Origin of the sequence: Segatella bryantii (genome assembly GCF_022024215.1) — a bacterium.
Taxonomy (GTDB): domain Bacteria; phylum Bacteroidota; class Bacteroidia; order Bacteroidales; family Bacteroidaceae; genus Prevotella; species Prevotella bryantii.
The window spans coordinates 482,820-499,709 of sequence record NZ_CP091797.1 but is presented as its reverse complement, the minus strand read 5'-3'; the positions used below and the strand labels follow the sequence as shown (position 1 = coordinate 499,709).

General features: G+C 40.0%; 12 protein-coding genes and 2 pseudogenes. 6 read left to right on the top strand and 8 right to left on the bottom strand.

The features are described from left to right. Nucleotides 1-475: 475 nt before the first annotated feature. From L6471_RS01925 to L6471_RS01915, 3 genes and pseudogenes are all read left to right on the top strand, one after another. Nucleotides 476-850, top strand: a pseudogene (locus tag L6471_RS01925) (relaxase/mobilization nuclease domain-containing protein); the annotation flags it as partial. Nucleotides 851-1,055: 205 nt separating this feature from the next. Continuing rightward, complete coding sequence (locus tag L6471_RS01920; RefSeq protein ID WP_237797140.1) at nt 1,056-2,294, top strand: C10 family peptidase; 1,239 nt, start codon at nt 1,056-1,058, stop codon at nt 2,292-2,294. Beyond that, nucleotides 2,291-2,746: a hypothetical protein gene (locus L6471_RS01915; protein WP_094448969.1), complete on the top strand. Its 456-nt coding sequence runs from the start codon at nt 2,291-2,293 to the stop codon at nt 2,744-2,746. The genes L6471_RS01920 and L6471_RS01915 overlap by 4 nt, the downstream gene beginning before the upstream one ends. Nucleotides 2,747-2,836: 90 nt before the next feature. Here the strand turns inward: L6471_RS01915 and L6471_RS01910 are convergent. The 3 genes and pseudogenes from L6471_RS01910 to L6471_RS01900 form a co-directional block, all read right to left on the bottom strand. Next, nucleotides 2,837-3,280: pseudogene (locus L6471_RS01910) on the bottom strand (dehydrogenase); the annotation flags it as partial. Between the two features lie 783 nt (nt 3,281-4,063). Continuing rightward, nucleotides 4,064-4,516 carry a putative periplasmic lipoprotein gene (locus tag L6471_RS01905; RefSeq protein ID WP_237797139.1) on the bottom strand — a complete coding sequence of 151 codons (453 nt, stop codon included), beginning with the start codon at nt 4,514-4,516 and terminating at the stop codon, nt 4,064-4,066. Nucleotides 4,517-4,557: 41 nt separating this feature from the next. Continuing rightward, nucleotides 4,558-4,929, bottom strand: coding sequence for a hypothetical protein (locus L6471_RS01900; protein ID WP_237797138.1), 372 nt, complete (start codon nt 4,927-4,929; stop codon nt 4,558-4,560). A gap of 123 nt (nt 4,930-5,052) precedes the next feature. Here L6471_RS01900 and L6471_RS01895 point away from each other — a divergent pair, with 123 nt between their 5' ends. Continuing rightward, nucleotides 5,053-5,295 (top strand): hypothetical protein, encoded by a 243-nt coding sequence (locus L6471_RS01895; RefSeq protein WP_237797137.1) that lies wholly within the window; start codon nt 5,053-5,055, stop codon nt 5,293-5,295. A 39-nt stretch (nt 5,296-5,334) separates the two neighbouring features. Here L6471_RS01895 and L6471_RS01890 read toward each other — a convergent pair whose 3' ends face one another. The 5 genes from L6471_RS01890 to L6471_RS01870 form a co-directional block, all read right to left on the bottom strand. Then, entirely contained in the window at nt 5,335-6,009 is a 675-nt protein-coding gene (locus L6471_RS01890) for a hypothetical protein (protein ID WP_237797136.1), read from the bottom strand. A 341-nt stretch (nt 6,010-6,350) separates the two neighbouring features. Beyond that, nucleotides 6,351-6,866: a hypothetical protein gene (locus L6471_RS01885; RefSeq protein ID WP_237797135.1), complete on the bottom strand. Its 516-nt coding sequence runs from the start codon at nt 6,864-6,866 to the stop codon at nt 6,351-6,353. 4 nt (nt 6,867-6,870) lie between these two features. Further along, on the bottom strand, nt 6,871-7,053 hold the full coding sequence (locus L6471_RS01880) for a hypothetical protein (RefSeq protein WP_237797134.1): 183 nt from the start codon (nt 7,051-7,053) through the stop codon (nt 6,871-6,873). Nucleotides 7,054-7,626: 573 nt separating this feature from the next. Continuing rightward, entirely contained in the window at nt 7,627-10,932 is a 3,306-nt protein-coding gene (locus L6471_RS01875; protein WP_237797133.1) for a tetratricopeptide repeat protein, read from the bottom strand. A gap of 26 nt (nt 10,933-10,958) precedes the next feature. After that, nucleotides 10,959-12,332, bottom strand: a complete 1,374-nt coding sequence (locus L6471_RS01870; RefSeq protein WP_237797132.1) for a sugar porter family MFS transporter — start codon at nt 12,330-12,332, stop codon at nt 10,959-10,961. Nucleotides 12,333-12,465: 133 nt separating this feature from the next. Between L6471_RS01870 and L6471_RS01865 the strand changes: the two genes are divergently transcribed. Both L6471_RS01865 and L6471_RS01860 read left to right on the top strand, forming a co-directional pair. Further along, nucleotides 12,466-13,374 (top strand): AraC family transcriptional regulator, encoded by a 909-nt coding sequence (locus tag L6471_RS01865; RefSeq protein ID WP_094448985.1) that lies wholly within the window; start codon nt 12,466-12,468, stop codon nt 13,372-13,374. A gap of 159 nt (nt 13,375-13,533) precedes the next feature. Further along, on the top strand, nt 13,534-16,875 hold the full coding sequence (locus tag L6471_RS01860) for a SusC/RagA family TonB-linked outer membrane protein (protein WP_237797131.1): 3,342 nt from the start codon (nt 13,534-13,536) through the stop codon (nt 16,873-16,875). Nucleotides 16,876-16,890: the final 15 nt, after the last annotated feature.

Sequence of the window (16,890 nt, the reverse complement as noted above, 5' to 3'; positions counted from 1 at the left end):
CCATCTAGAAAAAAAATTGAGATATTACCATACCACAAAATACATTTTTTTTTAGACCGACTCCAAAACCCAAGCTCCTGACCTCCAAAACCTAAGGGTTTATCCGACAAAACCTAAGCTCTTACACGATAAAATATAAGGTTTTGGAGGTCAGGAGCTTGGGTTTTGTCGCCTTTAGCCTTAAAATAATTTAGTCCTTCAATCATCATGTTGCAACTCACTGATTGACAGACATTTACAGCTTCGTTGAAATTTGCGAATTCAGAGCACGTTATAGGATTCCTGACTAAAACGCAAATCTCACGACGCTTTTTGTCGGAATAATTCTAAGTAAATATCATCGACCTGATTAGAAATTGTTCTTTCGTCTGTTTGCATAATCGTTTTATTTATTGACCATGCAAAGTTAAAAAGGGTCGTTTTTTACCACAAGGGTCGAAATTGGACGCTTACGGGCAGCTCATTTGCTGGTTGCATCCGCTATGTTACAGGCAAGGACGAGGCGAAAATCCTTGCCTCTGATGGTGTGTTACTCGGCACGAATGCCGAGATGACGCAAAGTTTTGAGCTACAAAGGCAACTAAATCCAAAGATTAAAAAGCCTGTGGGACACATCGCCTTGAGCTTCAAGCCCGAGGACAAGCCTCGTTTGACGGATGAACTCATGGCTAAGATAGCCCTTGAATACATGCAGATGATGGGCATCACTGATACCCAATTCATCATCGTAAGGCATCACAACACGGACAATCCACATTGCCATATTGTGTACAACCGCATCAATAACGAGGGCAAGCTCATATCAGACAGGAATGATTACAGGCGTAATGAGCAAGTTACCAAGGCTCTAAATTTTTTGAGATTACCAAGCATCACCTTGAATGATGATGTTTTGCAAGTATTGTTTTTTTAAAAATCACGCTTTTTAGGTATTGCATCGTATCGGTAAGTTTTGTACCTTTACATAAAATAGATATGTGCAATTTTATGCTATAGACGCAATTCTATAGGGCTAGTTGCGCCATAATATTATAGCTCTATAAATTATAATAAAAATGAAAAAAAAGTTAAGTTTGTTATTCCTAGTTTTGGGATTAGTTTTGTTTTTCTCATGTACGGATGATGATTCGCAAGTTGAGAAAGTGCAAGGCAGCAAGGTGTCTTCATTTATTGTGTCTCCAGATTCTGCAATAGCAATTTCTAATCAAGCTATTCGTGCTATTTCTGAAAATAGCGAAACTCGAAGCTCACAAAGTAAACGACAAGTTAATAGTGTGAAATTGGTTAATCTTGCTTCAAATATGGCGACAAGAAGCCAAAATGAAAATGCTATTAGTTCTTCCCTTTATATCATTAATTATAAAGACAATAAAGGTTTTGCAATAGTTTCAAGTGATAAGAGATTAAGACCTTTATATGCTATTTCTGATACTGGTAATATCGCAATTTCAGATACTATTACGAATAAAAGTCTGGCATTATTCTTTCATGGAGTAGAAAGTGATATGGGAAGTGTTACAAGCGATACTCTTCTATTACGTAATAGTGGTGGTAAAACAAGTGTTGTCAATCCTCAAGTTAGTCCAATAATATGGCGAGCTCCAAGACAATGGGGACAAGGAGAACCTTATAATACTTATTGTTTTACAAAGTCGGGTGAGAAAGCAAAGGTAGGATGTGTAGCTGTAGCTTGTGGAATTGTTATGACTTTTTATGAATGGCCTGTGTATATAAACGACAAACATATAGGGTGGCATGGAATGAAGAAATATACTTTTGATCATGACATTGATTATGTTTTTGGAAAGTTGGGAGAACCCAAGCAATTAGATATGAGCTATGGTGTTAGTTCGAGTGGGGCATATATGGAAAATGTTTCGCGTACATTTGTCAGAATGGGGTATTATGCTCCTGATAAATTACAAGATTTTTCCGAAAAAGCAATTTGTAATTGGTTGTCTGATAGATTTCAAACTGGACTTGGTCCAGTGATTGTTTGTGGTAAAAATGTGAGTAGAAACAGTCGCCATGCATGGGTAATAGATGGCTATTGTACAAATGTTGTAGATGCAGAAAATAGTTCGATTCAATATAATACAGTTCTATTTCATTGCATTTGGGGATGGGATGGTGACAATAATGGCTATTTTTATTTGAATAATGGTCAGCTTGGTGGTTCTGCCTCATTATTTGCTGGTGGAGATAATGGTAATCAAGCCACAAATAAGTATAAGGATTTACAATATATAGCAAATTTTAGGATTAATAGAGATAAAGAAAGGGTTAATTTATGATGAAAAAAATAGTATTAATGCTTTTTGCAGTGCTGTTTTCGTTTTCTAGTTGCAGTAGTGATGATGATCCAGCCCTTGTAGGTAAAGGGGAAATAATGGAAATATCGGCAGAAAATGCCACGTTGGATAATTCTAAAGGTGAAGCAACTCTGTACATAGATGTTCCTGCGGCAGAAAGCACGTTTAGTTTGAAAGTTACTAATTATGATGATTGGTGGATACATTCGTTTTCTGTAAAAGAACTGTCGAGTAATAGTTATGTATTAGTCCCTAAAATAGACAATAAAAAAGTATCTTATAAAGATTGGTTCAATGCTATGGTTGCTTCCAATCAACTTAAATGTACTATTTCGGAGAATATATCTTCTGTACCTCGTACCATAAAAATGGAAATGACAGTAGGAGATGTTTTTGAGACAATTTATATAGTCCAAGCTGCTCCAAGTAAGTAAATTTGAAATAAAAGGGATGAGAAAGACTAATTGTACCTTTCTCATCACTTTATTTTTTACTTCAAAATATAAGAAACGCCTGTTTTGTTTCTATACTATCGGCAGACTTATTCCGTTGATCTTCTGATAAATATCTAAGGCATAGATATCCGTCATGCCGCTGATGTAATCCAATACTGCCATGATTCGCTCTTCCAGACTTTCGTTCTCGATATCGTACTGGCTGCTTACCCGGCGCAGAAGCTGCTTGGAGTAGAAACGGGACGGGTTGACGGCGGCATCGATGAATACCTCCATCAGCGTAGCCATGATCTTGTAACCCGAAAGTTCGATGTCGAGAACGGGCTTGCTGGCATAAATCTTCTTTCTCGAAACCTGAGTGCAGGTGATGTAGGCATTGCGCTCGTGCTCCGAGATGTGGTCGATGAGGGCTCCCTCGAAGGTGCCGGCAAGAATCTCTTCCTCGTGGTCGAGGAATGCCTTTACGCATTCGTTCTCCAGTTTGCCTATTACGCAGGCTCTCTCTTCTATCACCAGCCCTCTGTTCTGGAACAAGGCAACCTGTTCATCTACATTTATCGGTTGTTTGTCGTAATCCATATACCCTTTATAAAAAGCGAAGTCCCACCGTGGTACGCATCGTTGAGAGGCGTGGTGGGATTTGTTGCTGCAAACAATACTCTTTTTTATTGGAAACTCCAAATATTTTCTTCAAAATCTGCTTGTCAAATATGGATTTTAACGTAAAAAGTTCTAATTTCCAAGTTTTTCTCCTTGTAAGCTATGCGAGATTTAGAAAAATATCGTATCTTTGTCCCCGAATTAAGGCGTTCTTTGCATATTGCAAAATACAGAAACGAGCAGAAGTCCGCTCGTTTCCATATTGTTACCTATATAATATAGGCAAACGCCCAACTTCTTGATATTCAATCAAAGTCCAATTTAGAGCGAGTTAGTTTATTAAACTCTAAGGTTTTAGAGGTCAGGAGCTTGGGTTTTGGCGCCTTTAGCCTTAAAATAATTTAGTCCTTCAATCATCATGTTGCAACTCGCTGATTGACAGACATTTACAACCTCGTTGAAATTCGCGAATTCAAAGCACGTTATCGGATTCCTGACTAAAACGCAAATCTCACGACACTTTTTGTCGGAATAATTCTAAGTAAATATCATCGACCAGATCAGTACTATCACTTTTATGTGATAATCAGTGTTATGATAAATAGGAGAATAAATTAATTAAACATGATTACATAGAATGCCAAAGATAAGACCTACAACTAAAATAAATTTTTCCATAATAATAATTAAGAACATTTATTCCCCTTCTCCATAAGCAAGGCAATAAGCCCTAGCTCCAGTGAGAAATGTATTACCTGTATCTTTTCCATTTGCCTGTGCAATTCCCTCAACCTGTCCTGTTACCTGGAAGTAGTCAACTTCGCTTAAAGCGTGTCTCACATGATCACCGTAATTAACTCTAACAAACCAATAATTTGTAGCCAATCCTCCATTAGGATTTGCAATTTTTAGTTTTGCCACAAACATCGAATCATCCGAGCCAACGATCTCTTTCTTTGTGATTGGAAGAAGTCCAACTGCGTTAGGAGAAAAATTTTCACCAACTACTCTCATCATTACCTCTTCGGACTCAGAACCAAACGTTTTTGTAACAACACTATCCTTAACTACAGCTTTATCAGATGTCTTTTTACTATTACATCCTGCTATTAAAACACATACTCCGAGAAGAAATAATATCTTTTTCATTATTATTATATAAGAATTGTTTTCATGATGAATACATACTACTATTTATTATCAAATTGAAAATACAAATCTTCTTTTGCATCTTCGTCTTTGGTAACATACTTTCTAAATACAAAATGGACAACTTTTTCATAAGTCACACTTTCTACATAATCCCATCCTCGTTTAGACATATAGTTAAGGGCATCAACCATTGACTTGAATTCTATTTTCTTACCATCCTTATCACGAAGATTGTTTTCCGTCTTCATATTATCCCACAAAATCTGTAATCGTAATTGGCCAGCAAAATTTCGAGAACCGACAATTATACAATAGAAAGCATAAGGTTTTCCGTCATTCTTTACGTTTTGTGCATTGGCTTGAACACAGATATTCAAAGCTAATAACATTAATAAAATAAACTTTTTCATAATCGTTTGGTTTATACGTTATACTTCAGGCAAAAGTAAGTCTTTTCTACAAAATAACAAAATAATTGTTTTGTGTGTTACGTAAATTTGCGTAACTTTGTATTGAATAAACAATATGTAAACATGAAACGATATTTAATTACCACACTGAGTATTTTAACAGCTGGAGTCATCTTATGGGCAATGTGGGCTAATACAGCCCCTATCGATAATGAGCAATATGTCAAAGATATGTGTACTACATATCATAATTCCATTGCTGAAGGAGACACTGCTTATGCAAAATATATGATAAGACCCTATCATATAGCATGCCCTCATAACTATCCTCATACCTGGAGACTCAGATATCACCTGGGACTATAAAGAATAAAGGCTGGAGTATTGTTAACCCAGCCTTTTGTTTTAAAGTTCATTTTCTACTTCATGATTGTTCTGATTATCGTAGAAGAACACTATATAGTATTCACCTGACGAAAGTCGTTCAATCTGAATCCAAACCATATCTTTTAAATGCCTTTGATTATAAGCATTTTTGACCTGTTCCAACAAGTCCTCTTTAGATGTTGAACCCAATGCACCTTTAGCTTTAAGCTCATTTGTAACTTTGGCTAAGGATTCCTTAACTAGTATATTGGTTTCATCTTCTGTGTAGTTCTTGATAAAAGGCGCAGAATACTGTTTATGCTTAATAACAAACCCGTACTCAAGATTCTCATCATCTGAAATTTTGGAATCTCCTAAACTCTGATATTTACTATTGTTTGAATATTGTTCAACCAACTTATTGAAGCGGATCTTAATTTGAGATTCATCACGAGTTTTTTGTTCACAAGCATAAATTCTCCAAACTTTCCCATGATATGAAGCAACAAAGACATGAACATCCTCTCCAGCAAATTCCCCTTTAAAGCATAAATGCCCTCCAGCCATCACAGGTTTAAACCCCTTTGCCTTCAATTGCAGATTTACCTCGCCTTCTTTACCATCAACCGGGATCCCCAGAAATTTCACTGGAGACTGGGAAAAGCAGCTAATACTTGAGAGCACCAGCATTAATATGAATAGTGCTTTTTTCATAATAGATACGTTTATAGTTTTGTATTCCTACATTGTACTGCTTGCAAAAGTACAAAAAATATTTTGAAAGCAAAAGACGGGGGAAGTTTTTACAACCCCAGTCTTTTAAATTTATTGAATTTCTATCAACCGTGTTTCAAACCCACTAACAGGTTCTCCAATGCTCAGACGGGCAATCTCATCATTGATAATTTGGTAATGCTCATCGATGAACTGCTTATCCTCTGGAGAGCATCTGATAAGGTAGTGCTGTTTTTCGAATTTTACGTAGTGTAGATTACTACTTTCCTATTATCAATCATTCCATATGCAAGAATATCTTTCCTTTGTCTGTTCTTATTCTAAGTAATACTATGGAATGAATATTTAAGCAATGGGCTTCCGTCTTTTCTTACTATTCTAAACATTTCTGTATCTGAGTCTTGGACAATAGTAAAGCCTCTATATGTGTTTATGACTTTAGGAGGTGCATATCCACCAAATACAGGTTGAAAAGGTCTCTCATAGTTGAGATATGATTGAGAAGCATCACTTGCTTGCTTTATCATTGATGGTACTGATGGGATAGGCTGTACAGTTGCATTATCTGACATATTCCTGTAATTCTCAGAACTATAGAAACGTAAATTTCCTTCTGTTTCAATGTAAGCGAAGTACCATCCTCTTTTGTTCCTACACACCTTATATCCTTGTGTTGCCCATTGTGGTAGCGTTGTGTTCGTGTCTAACAGTCTTCTGTCTTGGTATGCTAATTGTGCATCCTTGATAGCATCCATTAGAGTGTATATATGGTATTTCAAGGTTGCATTACAATAGAATTGAAGTATTCGTTTCCATACGGTTAAACTAAATGTCATTGGTTTATTGGTGTTCATACTCATCTGCTATTTTCTGAAGAGAGTTAATGACCCATTGCCATCCTTCATCCCACGACATCCAAATTTCAGATTCTTGTTCTTCTGTCAGCACGCTTTTTATCTCACCATTTTCAAACAAGCATCCATTGCCAAGGTCAATTTTAACTGTCTTATTATTCTTTCCCATAACTATAAAAATGCTTATATAATAGTACAGTAAAAAATGGATACAAAAGAATCTGCAAGATTTCTATTAGTCTTGCAGATTCGTGTATATTTATTCAAAATAGGACGCTACTGCCAACAGGTATATCGTTCCCTATAAAAAAGCCAGTTGTATCCGGTTTCTGGTAACATATTCTAGTGTCTCAGGACTGATTTCCTCTGCTTTTGCATAGTCCTATTCAAGGCCTCTTCATACTGTCTGCCACCCTTCAAGGAAGTATGGTAGAGCCTTTTGACTTTTAGAATATAATCAGGAAATGCTTTTCTCATTCTAAAGAACTATATTTGCAAAATAGTATATTCAAAACATACATTTTATGAATTTTATCGATAGAAATAGGGAATTAGGCCGCTTGGAAGCTGCCCTAAAGGGTTGCAAAGGCAAGAAGATTGTTTACGCTCTATTTCTTCGTGAGACCCCCCTTTCAATTGAAGTGAACCCCGAAAGTTAGACAAAAAACTTTTCGGGGTCACATCGTTCATTGACACATGCTTTGTGAGATTAAATAACCATTTTCAAAAAAAACTATCTATTTTATAAACCTAAAGTAATAAGTGTTCTAAACTGCATAATGCCAAGATGATTGCAATCCAACTTTTCCACATCCTGCAGATACTGCTCAGCATGCTTTTGGTCTCCAAGTCCATGATAACCCAAAGCTAACATGTACTTACAGTGAATCACATTTTTAAGATCAAGAGAATCATCCCAAATCAGAAGATCAGGCAGAGAAACAGCGAAGTAATCCATCACAACATGGTCAAAAAGATGATTCTTACCATAAGTGATGAGTTTATAGAAACGGCTATGCGCTTCTCCTACTCTACCTAATCGGAGCAGTGCCTTACCCTGATAGAATATTTTATCAGGCTTGGCGTCGTTATAATACATCGCTGCTGCCGGTTCTTGATGACCTTCAGATGCTTTCTCCCAACAAACACGGGCCTTATCCAGATTACCCAGTCCTTCATAGGCAAGACCGAGGAAATAATAGAAATCGTTTTCCTGGGCTCCGTAAAGTTTACCTTCTCCCAAATGATGTGGGTACACCAGGCACTCCTCCAGCCACTTCACCGCTGACGGATAGTCTTTATTCACAAGAGCCTTCTTCGCAAGTTCTGTACGACAAATTTGGTACTGACCACTAACCTTACCTTCACCTCCCTCCCATGGATGGAAGATATGACCATCAAGTAACGACATCGCCTTTTCGTAATTACCGGTTTGGTTGTACAAGGTAATCTGCTCCAACAAAAGGTCGTCACGCTGAGCAATCAAGTCTGGATATTTCTTCAGAAAAGCCAGACGTTCTGCGGGAGCACGCTGCAGACGTTTATAGAGCTGGTCCAGTTCCATCAAGACACGGGCATCATTCTGATTCAGAGAGAATGCACGCTCCATATATGCGAGTGCTGTATCATGGTCTGCCAACTTGTTGGCGTAATAGAGGGCAAGGTTGCGCCATACTGTTGGATATTCAGGGTTACACTGAGCAGAAAGTTGCCAGTTTTGCTGAGCCTGACTGTACTGACGCTTGTCAAAATAGAGACAACCTAAATAATAAGGAGCAAAACTACCCTTATCGTTGAAATGTTTGGCTGTATTTAAAGCAAGAATCGCCTCCAAACGATTAGGGAAACAATAAGCAGGGTTAATGGTCTCTGCCGTCTTAAAAGTGGCAACGGCAGTCATCTCATCACCCATCTTGAAATAAGCCCAACCTTTATAAAAATAGGTCATTGCATCAGCGGCTCTTTCACGAACAGCAAGATCGAGAACAGCGATACACTCCTTCCAAAGTCCAGCCTGTGCATAGTCGAGTGCCAGTTCCTGATAGTTATTGCTATTGCCATGCATCAGTTCGATAAGCTGATTGAGCACATGCTCATCGCCAGTAAAAAGGTATTTCTCGTACAGAATACCATAATTGAAAAGGTCAATCTGAAGGCTCTCCTCTATAAATGCCTTCACCTCCTCATACGACTTACCGGCATATCTGAGCACAGCCACCTTCAAGGCACGAGCCTTGTGATTATGACTGTTATTGATAAGAGAACGCTCTACTTCGTCAAGGGCATCATCCAGACGCTGCTGACCTATGCTGATCTGTGCTGCTGCAAAGTAGCCAGCATCTGCCCACCCCTTATTCCAGGTAGATTTCCAAAACCACTGATAGGCTTCGTCCAGTTTTCCCTGATACTTCAATGAGACACCCAGATTGTACAATGGCTCCCCATCGTATGGATTAGGATTACGCTTGTAAAGTACATGTTGGGCTTTACGCAAATACTCTTCAGCTTTTTTGAAACGACCCTTACGAATATACCACAAACCCATAGCATTGTTGCAACGATAATCATCAGGATCTCGGCGTAAGGCCTCTTCATAATAATCAAGCGGACTATACGTAGCATGACGATACTGTTCGATGTGTAAACCGGTAAGATACAGTTGCTCATTAGTCTTTATATGCTGTGGCAACAGAGCCGCTTCTGCAGGGTCTGGAATCGGACGGACAGCATCAGGCTCCGGCATCCATTCCATCTCCAGGGCATTACGCCCTTCTTCCCGGTTATAAGCCATGAAACGGATATTCTGCCATGCACAACCTTTCATATCAATGGTGGTGTCGAAGATTTCCTCTGGTGAAAGTTCTACCACCTCATCGAAAAGGATTTCATCGTCCTGACCGAAGAGTACGATGCGATAAACAGACTTCCTCGTAGCCTGAAGCATCAAGTGGGCACCCACAGCAGTCTCCTCGATATTCATCACGAGATTCTTACTTGCATTCTTCACAATACCCAACTCCCGATAAGGCATGAAGTACTGCGTAAAATGCTTTTCCTCATACGGCATCAACCAGGCAAAATCAGGTTGATTTTCGGTATAGACACCAGCCATGAGTTCGATGTATGGACCGTCTTCATCGGTAAGGTTACGATCCCACGCCCGACCGAAATCACCATTACCCCATGTCCACTGCTTCTTACCAGGCGACAGATGATGACTGGCTACGTGCAGCATACCACCATGAGTATCATTCTCATAACCACCCTCGAAGTTATATTTCGAGTTAACAGCCATATAAGAGGTTGGCACCTTGATATTCTTATAGTTGGAGATGTCTACCCCTGCACTATAATCCATCTTGTAGTAGGTACCCGTGGCAATCGGAAAACTAGAAACAGCACGTTTACCATGGTCAAACACGGCATTAATATCAGGCGGAAAAACACTCTGATAATGATCGTTCACCGAAACAGCCGGGTTAGCCCACCACAGAAAAGTCTGTGGCAAGTCGGTACGATTGTAGACCATTCCCTGTATTTCCAGATAGGCACAACCAGGTCGCAAGGTAAACCCCGCAGCCCCCTTTTGGTGGAACATTTTCTCCTGTTCATTTACCCATACCGTGACCGATCCATCTGCATTTTCCTTGATGGTGCTATCTACCGGAAGGAAAGTGGATGGACGGTGATGTTGTGGCCAGTTGAACTCGATACCACCTGAAATCCATGGACCGGTGAGCCCTACAAGGGCTGGTTTGATGACATGGTTATAATACACAAAGTGGCGCTTTTTTATCTTATCGTAAGCCATCTGCACACGCCCGCCAAGCTGTGGCAGAATCATGACCTTAATATATTCATTTTCAATCCAAATCGCCTGATAGTCTACATCTTCCTTCTCATCAGAAATAGATTCGATGACAGGATAAGGATATACGACACCAGAAGATCCCTGATAAACTCGTTTTTCAAGGAAGATCGGATTCTTTTCAGGTTCTCCAATCTGATACGTTGGAATCGTTACAATTTCTTTCCAAGCTTTTACCATAGTATCTTATTTCGTATATTGATATCTTATTTTACTAATTCCTTCTCCAGTTCCTCTAATGACTTATCCTTCGTTTCCGGCAATCTGACCAGGAAAAACAGGAAACCACACAGACATACACCACTATAAATCCAGAATGTACCATAACTACCCAAACACTGATTAAGGAATGGAAAGGTATATGTCAATGTGGATGAGCCTACCCATAACATAAAGGTGCAAGTAGCCACAGCAACAGCACGAACTCGATTCGGGAAAAGTTCGGCGATGAGCACCCAGGTACACGGCCCTAAGGTCAGCGCATAACAAGCGATGGCTGCAACAACGAGGATGACCATTCCGAATCCTGTTGCTCCGAAATAGTAGCATATACCGAGGATAGCATAAATCAGACACAAGCCACCTGCTCCTAATAACATCAGCGAGCGGCGCCCCCATTTATCCACCGTAAAGAGGGCAAGAATCGTAAACAGTACATTGGCGATACCCGTCACAACGATATTGAACAATACATCGCCTACTTCATAACCAGCACTTTGAAAAATCTCTTGCGCATAATTGAAGATGACATTAGTACCACACCACTGTTGGAAAACAGCTATGATGATACCCAGCACAAGCACAAACTTATATTTTTGAGAAAACAGGATACCAAGTCCTGCCGTCTGCGTGGCCTCAGCTTGGGCAGCCCTGATAGCATCCATCTCGCGCTGCGCATATTCCTTTCCGCCGATTTTCTCAAGGATAGCAAAAGCCTTGGCAGCATGGCGGGTACTCAGCCATCTCGGACTCTCTGGGATAAACAATGCCAACACAAAGAAGGCAAACGAAGGAACAGCTGCGGCCCAAAACATCCACCGCCAAGACATTTGAGCATTCCAACTCTCTAAAGTGATTATTCCACCAGGAATATCATCTGCTATGAGCCAGTTCGTAATCTGAGCACAGAGAATACCTAGTACAATGGTCATCTGGTTGAGACTTACCAATCGGCCACGAATAGCAGCTGGGGCCACTTCTGCAATATACATCGGTGACAAACCACTGGCAACACCAATTCCGATGCCACCGAAGAAACGCGCAACCAGGAATGCTGTAAAAGTATGAAAAGCACCTGTTGCTATAGCAGAAAACAAAAATATTAAGGAAGATATAATAAGTAAATTCTTTCGACCGATTCGATCAGCCAACGTGCCACATAATGTAGCGCCAATCATACATCCGAGGAGGGCCACGGTCATGGCCAGTCCCTGATCGGCAGCGCTATCGGTAATACCGAAATAAACCTCATAAAACGGTTTGGCACCACCAATGACCACCCAATCGTAACCAAAGAGTAGACCTCCAAAAGCAGCTACAACACAGATGAAATAAATAAATCGTTGGTTTAATTTTTCCATGTTTCGTATAGGTTATTAGATTCGACTGCAAATGTATGAAATATCAACCCACTTTACAATAGAAAAAAAACATAAAAACATGGATTATTTTATGATTTCTTGGTATTTTTGCGCAAAATAAGGAAAAAATACCATGTTGAAACGAAAAGACGGTTTTACAGGAGAACGCTGTATCGTTCTACCCAAGATGATTATAGAGATGGAAAAGCAAGATCCGTTGGTATCCAGTCTTTACATTACAGATATCGGCTATTATCCCGTAGCCAACTTTCATTATCGCGAACGCAAGGATCCTATCGAGCAGAATGTACTAATCTATTGTGTAGAGGGAACAGGCTGGTATCAGATAGGGCAAGGCAAACGTCAGGACGTCGGAGCCAACCAATACTTTATCTTACCAGCAGGTATACCTCATAGATACGCATCATCAGAAAACCACCCATGGACTATCTATTGGATTCATTTTTGTGGCAACCACGCATCATATTATGCGGAAGGAGCTGCTACCCCCCAGAGTATTACGCCTGCCATGAATTCTCGTATCAACGACCGAAACCATCTCTTTGAAGATATCTATTTCACATTGGCAAACGGCTATACACGAGAGAATTTGCGCTATTCATCTTCACTTCTACACTATTATCTGGCCTCCATGCGCTACCTCGGCCAGTATAGAAGCAGAGAGATACATCAGAAAAATAAGGAAGAAGTAGCAGAAAACGAAATCGTAAACGCTTCTGTACATTTCATGAAGGAAAATCTGGAGAAAAAAATCTCGTTGCAGCAGATGGCACAATATACAGGCTACTCCAGCAGCCACTTCTCTATGCTCTTTAAAAAGGAAACCGGTCACAGCCCACTCAACTATTTTAACCTGCTCAAGATACAGTATGCCTGCCAACTGTTGTCGAGTACCAACATGAAGATAAACCAAATCAGCTTTAAGGTCGGCATTGATGATAGCTTTTATTTTTCTCGCCTCTTTACCAAACTAATGGGTATGTCGCCCAAAGACTATAGATTGCACATTCAAGAAAAATAGAAAAAATATGAAATTAATTTATAATAGTTTTGCATGTTTTACTTATAATTTGTACTTTTGCAGCCATTATATCATTTCTGTTTATAATAAAACAAGGATATACCACAGATATTTAGTATTATTAGAGAACTTATAAAATATAATTAAAGATTTTTCATTATGGGTAAGAAGCGAATCATGTTACCAATTCTGCTTTCTTTATGCACAACTACAATTACCACTTCATGGGCTTCAACACCTCAAGGGGTGACTACTAGCAAGGATGATGGTATAGTTAGTGGACAAGTTTTGGATGAAACAGGACAACCTCTTCCTGGAGTAACAATCCGCATTGACGGCTCCAAAAACGGTGTGGCATCTGATTACGACGGCAGATTCAGTATACAGGTTGCAAAAGGTAAATCGATTAATATAACGTGTAGCTATATTGGTTGCAAAACACAGAAACGAACCTTAAAGTCGGGCGAAGATGATGTTGTCATCTTTATGCTGGATGACAAAGCTACTCTTGAAGAGGTGGTCATTACAGGTTACCAGCAGATTGACCGTAGAAATCTCACCTCTTCTGTTACAAGCGTTAAGATGGAGGATATCGCAAGAGCCGGTATTTCGTCGGTCGATAAAATGTTGCAAGGTCGTATTCCTGACCTGGTACTGAGTAACAATAGTGGAGAAATCAATTCTACACCTAAAATTCGTATTCGTGGTACATCAACGCTCATTGGTAACCGTGAACCACTGTGGGTGGTTGATGGTATTATTATCAACGACCCGGTAAACTTGAAGTCGGATGTTATCAACGACCCTGACTATGTCAACCGCATTGGTAACGCTATTTCGGGCATTAACCCACAGGATATAGACCGTATTGACGTACTAAAGGACGCCGCTGCCACTGCTCTCTATGGAACACGTGCTGCCAATGGTGTCATCGTTGTTACTACTAAAAAAGGACGTGCAGGAAAGCCTGTCATCTCCTACTCTTTCACAGGAACATTACGTCAACGCCCAAGATATACTGACTCAAAGATAGACCTGATGAATTCGAAGGAACGAACTCAGGTTTCAAGAGAACTTGCCAATATGCATTACAGTTTCCCAAGCGATATGTCGTATGTTGGCTATGAGGATGCTTTGCAAAAATACTACAGCGGAGTTTACACACGTGAAGAATTTGAACAGGCTGTCGCTAAAGCTGAAACACAGAACACAGATTGGTTTAAACTCCTCACTCATGATAGTTTCTCGCAAGATCATAGTGTGAATATCTCTGGTGGTGCCGACAAATTCCGCTATTATGCTTCTTTAGGTTATACGGGTGACGATGATGTGATTAACAGCAACACAGGCAAGCGATATACAGCAGCTACCAACCTGGATTTCACCCTTAGTGATAAGATTCAAGCCAGTTTGAACCTGTCTATGTATACCAACAAGAAACATTATAACCAAAGTGAGCTGTCACCTATTGACTATGCCTATAACACTTCACGTACTATCCCAGCATACGATGCGGATGGCAACTACTATTATTATAAAAAGAACTCTGTAGGCTCTGGAGCATACGACTATAGTTTTCTCAACGAACTTGACAACAGCTATGTAAGCCAAAGAACAAACGGTTTTAAAGCTACCATCAACTTACGCTATGTACCTAAGGAATGGTTAAACTTTAATGCTATATTTGCATATAGCGGAACGAATACCAATATTGAAGGGTGGTATGGCGAACGCAGTTTTCATGCTGCTGCTTTGCGCATGAGCCAATATGGTGTACCTGCACCAACAAACTCACAAATGCCTTTCGGTGGTGAACTTTCAGAGGATAACACCGAATTACATGACTGGACTGCCCGCTTACAGGCAAACATCAACAAAGATTTTGGCGCCAATAAAGAGCACAACATCAACATTGCCGTCGGTATGGAGGCAAGCTCAAGTAAATATAAAGGCAACCAATTTACACAGCGTGGCTATTATGCCGATCGTGGACGTAAATTCACTACATCCATCCCAGAGAAGTATACAGCTTATCTGAGTTGGTTAGCAGGAAATATGCCTACCATCACAGATAATATTACCAATCTGGCTTCTATTTATGGTACAGCCTCTTATAGCTATAAGCAGTATTTCACCATAAATGCCAACACACGCTACGATGGCTCTAACCGCTTCGGTGATCGAAGTAATGAAAAGATCCTACCTGTATGGTCGGTGTCTGCAAATGCTAATCTGAAGGAAATAGCACACATCAACGCCAACTGGCTGGACGCCCTTACCTATAAGGTGTCTTACGGTGGCCAAGGAAATATGCTTGAAGGACAAACGCCAAAACTCACGATTACCAAAGGAGCCTACGACGCACACTATGATGAGATGGTTTCTACTGTAGATAAGTTTGCCAACCCTGACCTGAAATGGGAAAAGACGCAATCTTTCAATATGGGTATCGAGGGAGCATTTTTCAACAGTCGCTTGCTGCTGTCTGCAGAATATTATTATAAAAAGACCAATGACGCATTCATGAACAAAACCATCTCGGATGTGAATGGTTTTACTTCTTATGTCGTAAACTCTGGACAGATTATCAATAAGGGTTACAACTTTGCAATCACAGCAACACCTGTTCAAAATACAGACTGGAACTGGATGGTGTCTGCTACTTTGTCTAAGGTGATGAACAAGATGAACACTGCTCCCGGAGAGGATGCCTATGACATAAACGATTACCTGAATGGTACAGCCATTGTAAACGGTGAACCTATAGGAGTGTTTTACTCCTATCGCTTTGCAGGATTGAATCCTGAAAATGGTGGTCCTACCTTTGATGACTGGAAAGATCGACAAGATGAACTGATTGGACTCAGCAAATATGAAACCGCTACACGTGTACTTGAACTGAGTGGAAAAAGAGATCCTGATATAACTGGCAGTTTGAGTTCTACGCTCACCTACAAAGACTGGCGTCTGGGTATCTTTATGGATTACTCTCTCGGCAACAAAGTGCGCTTATTCCATTTGTTTAACCAAGGTACAGGAACAAACCTCGGTCCTGGATATATTTATCCTGAAAATAACTTGAATAGGGCTTTGCTCAATCGCTGGATGAAACCTGGTGACGAGAAATTCACCAATATTCCTTCTATCATGAGCCATGATCAATATGGATTCTATGACTATACTACACACTGGTCAGAGAAGAGTTTCTATCAGGGCGTACCGTTCGGAAAGGATGCGTGGAGTATGTACGATTACAGTAACGTACGCGTAGTAAACGCTGATTATCTGAGACTTACGAGTCTTAGTCTTACCTACGAAGTACCCGTAAAAGTACTCCTCAACTATGGTCTGCAACGCCTGGCAATAACGCTCACAGGAAACAACCTTTATACCTGGTGTAACAGTAAGCTAAAGGGACAAACACCAACACAGAGTGGATTTGCCGAAGTACAATTAAGCGATACCCCATATTACACCATCGGTGTGAATATTCAGTTCTAATACGTAGAATAGATA